Genomic DNA, 6,137 nt, shown 5'->3' with positions numbered 1-6,137 from the left:
GGTCACCACGACAGAGGTGACCCGCGATGAGTGACGACTGTTCTTCGCCACTCCGGGCGGTCACCACGACAGAGGTGACCCGCGATGAGTGACGAAGAACTCGCCAAAGACCTCGGTCCCCTCGCCGCGTTGACCATCGGCGTCGGGACGATGATCGGGGCCGGAATCTTCGTCCTCCCCGGTGTCGCCGTCGCCGAGGCGGGACCGCTCGCGGCCGGTGCGTTCGTCCTCGGCGGGGCGATCGCGCTCATGACCGCGCTCTCGGCGAGCGAACTGGGGACGGCGATGCCCAAATCGGGTGGCGCGTACTACTACATCAACCACGCGCTCGGGCCGCTGTTCGGTTCGGTCGCGGGCTGGGCCAACTGGCTCGGTCTCGCGTTCGCCTCGGCGTTCTACATGTTCGGCTTCGGCCAGTACGTGACACAGTTCGCACCCGTTCCGGGCATACTCGGTCTCTCGCCCGCGAAGGTGGTCGCACTCGCGGGTGCGGCGCTGTTCGTCGGCATCAACTACGTCGGTGCGAAAGAGACTGGGAGACTCCAGAACGTCATCGTCATCACGCTCGTCGCCATCCTCGGCGTGTTCACCTTCGTCGGTGCGCTGAACGCCAACCTGGAGACGCTCCGGCCGTTCACGCCGTACGGAACGGACCCCCTTCTACCCGTGACGGGGCTCATCTTCGTCTCCTATCTCGGCTTCGTCCAGATCACCTCCGTCGCAGAGGAGATCAAAGATCCTGGACGCAACCTCCCGCGGGCGGTCATCGGCAGCGTCCTCATCGTGACGACGATCTACGCGCTCGTCCTCCTCGTCGTGCTCGCGGCCGTCGACAACAGCGTCGTCGCCAACAACGACACCGCCGTCGTCGACGTCGCCCGCATCCTGCTCGGACCGGTGGGCGCAGTCGCACTCCTCTTCGGCGGGCTGCTCGCCACCGCGTCGAGCGCGAACGCCTCGATCCTCGCCTCCTCGCGTATCAACTTCGCGATGGGTCGAGACAAGATCGTCACGCCCCAGCTCAACGAGATCCACCCCCGGTTCGGCACGCCGTACCGCTCGATCGCGTTGACCGGTGCGTTCATCCTCGCGTTCATCGTCTTCGGCGACCTGCAGCTGCTCTCGAACACGGGGAGTGCGCTCCACCTCGTCATCTACGGACTGCTGAACGTCGCGCTCATCGTGATGCGCGTGGCCGACCCCGAAGACTACAATCCGGACTACACGATCCCCTTCTACCCCGTGTTGCCGATCGTTGGGGCGATCATCTCCTTCGCACTCGTCGCGTACATCGACCCGTTCGTCATCGGCATCACGGCCGTCCTCGCCGGGTTCGCGGTGCTCTGGTACCTGTTCTACGCCCGCGGAAAGACGGAGAAGCAGGGAATCCTCGGACAGTACATCCTCTCGCGAAAGGAGACGATGCCCGACTCGGCCGTCTCGGCCGCCTCGTCGGTTCAACCCGACGGCGGGAAGTACCGCGTGATGGTGCCGCTGGCCAACCCCGAGAGCGAGAAAGACCTCATCACACTCGCCAGCGCCGTCGCCAAGCAGCGCAGCGGGACGGTCGTCGCGGTCAACATCGAACAGGTGCCCGACCAGACTGCCCTCTCGGCCGCCCGCGACCAGGGCGACCACGAGGCGGCCCACCGGATCCTCGAACAGGCCCGGGCGGACGCCGAGACGTTCGACGTCCCGGTCGAGACGCACACCATCCTCTCGCACCGGTCGTTCGAGGAGGTGTTCGACGCCGCGCGCACCTACGAGGCCGACATGACCGTCATGGGGTGGGGTCCGGACTCCCACGGGTCGCCCGGCCGGGCGGAGACGGCTATCGACGAACTCGCCCACGACCTGCCGTGTGACTTCCTCGTGTTGAAGGACCGCGGCTTCGACGCTAGCGAGATACTCGTCCCGACGGCGGGCGGTCCGGACTCGGATCTCTCGGCCGCCGTCGCCAAGATACTTCAGAAGGAGTACGGCGCTCGCGTGACGCTGCTGCACGTCGCCGACGACAAGGAGGAGGGGATGGCGTTCCTCGAGGAGTGGGCCGCGGATCACGGCCTCGACGGCGCCACGCTCGTCGTCGACACCGGCGACGTCGAGGAGTCGATCGAACGCCACGCCGCCGAGGCGTCGATGCTCGTCATCGGCGCGACCGAACGCGGCCTGCTCTCGCGGCTCGTCGGCGGGGCGCTCGTCCTCGACGTGCTCTACGACGTCGACTGCTCGGTACTGCTCGCCGAGAAGAAACGCGAGCGGAGCCTGCGGGACCGACTGTTCGGGTCGCGCTGAGTCGACTAGGGAGTCAGCCGACCAACACTTTTCTCGTCGGCCTCGCTCGCCGGGTTCCTCGTCGGGACGGTCGGCCGCGTCGCCGTCCGACGAGTCGGGTCACGGTGAGATCGGGAGAAGACATATATCGGCCCCGAAACACGTTCGGCCCGTATGCCCTCCTCGTTCACCCGCAGAGCGCTGCTCGCGTCGGTATCAGGGACGCTCGCCGGCTGTACGGCGACGTCGCCCGCCAGCACGACCGACGGCGACACGCCCCCCGCCGACCCGTCCGGCACCTCCTCCACCGCCGACTCCCACTCGTCCTCACCGTCGACGCGAACGCGCACGCCGATGCCGGACGTCCTTCACTCCTCGTTCTACGTGGAGAACCACGAGCGAACGGCCCACTGCGTCACGCTCTCCGTGACCCACGCCGAGACCGGCAAGTCGGTGGTCGACGGGACGTGGGCGGTCGACGCCGACCAGGCGCTGGCGTTCGAGGACGTCGCCACCCGCGACGCGAGCGACGACGTCCGCGACGCCTACGAGGTCCGCGCCGAACTGGAGACGGGCCAGACGCTCTCGGAGACGTGGGAGCTGCGGTCGTGTCCGCCCGAGTACGGCTACGACCGTGACGGTGCGGTGGTGCTGAAGGAAGGAGAACTCTCGCTGTGGGCCAACCAGTGCGACGCCATCGCCGTCGGTTACGAACTGCCCGTCGCCGTCGACCCGCAGGAAGGCTGCGACTGAACTCGGCGGCCGACCGTCAGTCGCCGTCGAACCGATCTCTCGTCAGGTCCGCGGCCATCACGAAGTCCGGTTCGTCCGAGACGGCGACTCGTGAGGCGGCGACGTCGCTGACCCACCGTGCCGATTCGGGGATCAAAACGCGCGTCCGGTCGGCGTCGACGCTCGCGGCGTCGCGAGCGAGCGCCGAGAAGAGTGACCGGCAGGCGTCGAGGTCGGTCCACGCGCCGACGGCGTACTCGGCCCACGTCACCTCGTCACCCTCGTCGTTCGGGCGGTCGTAGACGCGGTTGCGGTAGGAGAACCCGCGCGTGCCGTCGTCGGTGACGACGAACAACCGGTCCTCGTCAGCAGCGTCGTGGAGTTTCTCGCGCGTCAACTCCGAGACGGCCCACGACTCCTCGCCGTCGAGTGTGAGCCCTCGCAGGTCGTCGCGGGCGTCGCTGGCACTCCAGAACGCCCACGCGGCGTCGGCCTCGTCGCCGACGGCGAGTGTGGGAGTGGCAGCCGGGTCGGGCGTCGGCATCGCCCAGCGGAACTCCGTGCAGGGGTCGAAGCCGGCCGCCCGCGACCCGCCGAGTCCGGCGACGTTCCACGAGAACACCATGTTGCGCGCGACGGTGGCACCCTGTTCGCGCGCCCAGCGGAGCGCCGCGTCGTTGATTCTCGTGCTGAGCCCCTCGCCGCGGTAGTCGGGGTTGACGCGCATCCCCTGGGCCCACGCCTCGTGCTCCGAGAGGACGACCGCCTGCACGATGGCGGCGACGTCGTCTCCCGCTTCGACGACGAACGTCCGCTGGTCGTCGCCGTCGCCCTCGATCCACTGTTGGAAGATCCGGGGGATGTAGTCGCTCCCCTCGCGGTCGCTCCACGTCTCCTCGGTGAAGGCGACGACCGCCGCCTCGTCGGCGGGGCGGGCCCGTCTGACCTCGAACGTCGTCACGTCCACGGACGAGACTGCTCCGTCAGCTCGCCGGCCAGCGAGCGTCGCATCACGCCCGCCGCGTCGTCGGTGTTCGCGATGGCCCACATCAGTTTCACCTTCGCCGTTTCGGGGAGGGTGTCACCCGCCTCGACGACACCGGCGTCGAGCAGGTCGCGACCCGTGTCGTAGACGCGGTCGCAGACGCGACCTTCGAGACACTGGCTGGTCATGGCGACGACCGCGCCGTCGTCGACGAGTTCCTCGATGCGGGGGATGAGGTCGGTGTGGACGTGGCCGAGACCCGTCCCTTCGATGACGATGCCGGACTTCCCGTCGAGGTAGTCCCACGCGGCGGGGTCCATCCCCGGCGTGAACTTGACGAGTTCGACGTCGTCGGCGAGGTCGGCGGCGAGGTCGAGCGTGGCGGCACCGCGCTCGGCGTGGTCGCGGCGGAACGTTATCTCCTCCGTGTCGTAGTCGACTTCGCCGAGCGGTTTCGCGCCGACCGTCTCGAAGGCGTCACGTCGGGAGGTGTGGTTCTTGCGGACGCGCGTCCCCTCGTGGAGCGCACAGACGTCGTCGGACTCCGAGGCGTGCATACAGACCAGCACCTCCGCAGCGTCGCTCTTGGCAGCCTCGACCGCGCAGACGGCGTTCATCACGTTGTCCGAGGAGGGACGGTCTGCCGACCGCTGACTGCCCGTGAAGACGATGGGGACGGGCGTGTCGAGCATGAACGACAGCGCGGCCGCGGAGTACTGCATCGTGTCGGTGCCGTGCATGACGACGACGCCGTCCGCGCCCTTGTCGATCTCCTCGTGGACGGCTTCCGCGAGGTCCCGCCAGATGGCGGGCGTCATGTTCTCCGAGAGGATGTTGGCGACGACGCGGCCGCGGTAGTTGGCACGGCCGGCGAGGTCCGGGACGGCCCGGAGGACGTCCTCGGCGTCGAACCGGGCGGTGACGGCACCGGTCCGGTAGTCGACGGTGGAGGCGATGGTACCGCCGGTCGAGATGAGCGAGACCGTCGGGAGGTCGTCGTCGAACTCGACGACGGAACTGTCCTCACCCTCGCCCTCTTCACCGACGTCGTGGACGTCGCTCTCGAGTATCTCGACGTCCGCACCGTCGCGCTCGATACCGACGTTGTAGCCGCCGTCGCGCTTGACGACGAGGTAGTCGGCCGTCGTGGAGGGCATCAGTACGCCTTCGTTCGTGACGCCCGCGCGTTCGACGCGGACGCGATCCCCTGGGTTCATACTCGCAGGTTCCGCGGGACCGGACTTCAATCCATTCGTTCGGGGGGAAGAGCCATAGGCCCGGCGGACACACCACCTCCTATGCAGCGCAGCACCGACGTCGAGCGCTCGCAATCGATGCTCGACGACTCGCCCTCCACGTCTCGCGGCGACGCCGACACCGACGAGTCACGGTCGAGCGGTGGCCGACTCGCCGGCGCGAGACGCCGCGTCGGTCGCCTGTTCTCGATCAAGGTGTTTCTCGGGACGCTCCTGCTCGCCGTCGTCGGGATGGCGCTCGGCAGTGCGATCCCGTTGGTCGGGATCGTCGGACGGTTCGTCGGCCTGTTCGGCGCGGGCTTTCTCGTCGGTCTCGTCGCCACACACCGACGGTATCTCGAGGTCGGCGCGGCCGGCGGCGTCGCCTCCGGACTCGGAATCGTCCTGAGTACGCTCGGCTCTGCGTTCCTGCCGGTCGCTGCCGACCTGCTCGCACGACACGGGGTCGCACTCGCCGGCGGCGGTGCCGTCGCAGGGGTCCTCGTCGCCCTTCTCGGTCACTACTTCGGGCGTGACCTTCGCGACGGTCTGACCCGAGACGTCGTCTAGACGGTCGCGTTGCGGGTGAATCGATACCAATCGCGTCGTCGAGAGACAGTCGTGGCTCGTCGTCGACCCGACACCAGAAGTTAGTAGACACCCGTTAAAGGGTGTCTACGGACCGGAATGCCACAGTCCAGTACTCTCCGGGAGTGTTACTGGACTGCATCAGACAGTTGGTTGGTGATGGGCTTAACGATGGTACCTAATGGCTCTGATCGAGTCGTGTTGGCACGCAACACGGCGTCGTCAGACGGACTAGACTGACGACTGTTCGCCTGCATGCTGATCGTTCGCGTGCTCGACGCCGGGCGCGTTCGCCTTCGGCCGAGTCCCTCGTGGTCGGTCGC

General features: G+C 67.9%; 5 protein-coding genes. 3 read left to right on the top strand and 2 right to left on the bottom strand.

Translation table 11 applies throughout. The annotated features are described in order from the left end of the window. The first annotated feature begins 84 nt into the window (after positions 1-84). Positions 85-2,295 (top strand): amino acid permease, encoded by a 2,211-nt coding sequence (locus BSG17_RS09045; RefSeq protein WP_089823221.1) that lies wholly within the window; start codon positions 85-87, stop codon positions 2,293-2,295. A 153-nt stretch (positions 2,296-2,448) separates the two neighbouring features. Beyond that, the gene (locus BSG17_RS09035) at positions 2,449-3,027 is read left to right on the top strand and encodes a hypothetical protein (RefSeq protein WP_139246578.1); all 579 of its coding nucleotides are present in this window, start codon (positions 2,449-2,451) and stop codon (positions 3,025-3,027) included. 16 nt (positions 3,028-3,043) lie between these two features. On the opposite strand, the gene BSG17_RS09030 is transcribed toward BSG17_RS09035, so the two are convergent. Beyond that, complete coding sequence (locus tag BSG17_RS09030; RefSeq protein ID WP_244531507.1) at positions 3,044-3,973, bottom strand: GNAT family N-acetyltransferase; 930 nt, start codon at positions 3,971-3,973, stop codon at positions 3,044-3,046. Then, positions 3,964-5,208: a Glu-tRNA(Gln) amidotransferase subunit GatD gene (gene gatD, locus BSG17_RS09025; RefSeq protein ID WP_089823216.1), complete on the bottom strand. Its 1,245-nt coding sequence runs from the start codon at positions 5,206-5,208 to the stop codon at positions 3,964-3,966. The genes BSG17_RS09030 and gatD overlap by 10 nt, the downstream gene beginning before the upstream one ends. Before the next feature lie 81 nt (positions 5,209-5,289). Here gatD and BSG17_RS09020 point away from each other — a divergent pair, with 81 nt between their 5' ends. Further along, a complete protein-coding gene (locus BSG17_RS09020; protein WP_089823215.1) occupies positions 5,290-5,796 on the top strand; it encodes a hypothetical protein in 507 nt (168 codons plus the stop codon). Positions 5,797-6,137 lie beyond the last annotated feature (341 nt).

Source organism: Halogranum amylolyticum (assembly GCF_900110465.1).
Classification (GTDB): Archaea; Halobacteriota; Halobacteria; order Halobacteriales; family Haloferacaceae; genus Halogranum; species Halogranum amylolyticum.
This window is presented reverse-complemented; position numbering and strand designations above follow the sequence as displayed.

What these genes read in the sequence shown, in the direction of transcription:
- BSG17_RS09035 (WP_139246578.1), top strand. Translation starts at nt 2,449, where the DNA reads ATGCCCTCCTCGTTCACCCGCAGAGCGCTGCTCGCGTCGGTATCAGGG.
- BSG17_RS09045 (WP_089823221.1), top strand. Translation starts at nt 85, where the DNA reads ATGAGTGACGAAGAACTCGCCAAAGACCTCGGTCCCCTCGCCGCGTTG.
- gatD (WP_089823216.1), bottom strand. Translation starts at nt 5,208, where the DNA reads ATGAACCCAGGGGATCGCGTCCGCGTCGAACGCGCGGGCGTCACGAAC.
- BSG17_RS09020 (WP_089823215.1), top strand. Translation starts at nt 5,290, where the DNA reads ATGCAGCGCAGCACCGACGTCGAGCGCTCGCAATCGATGCTCGACGAC.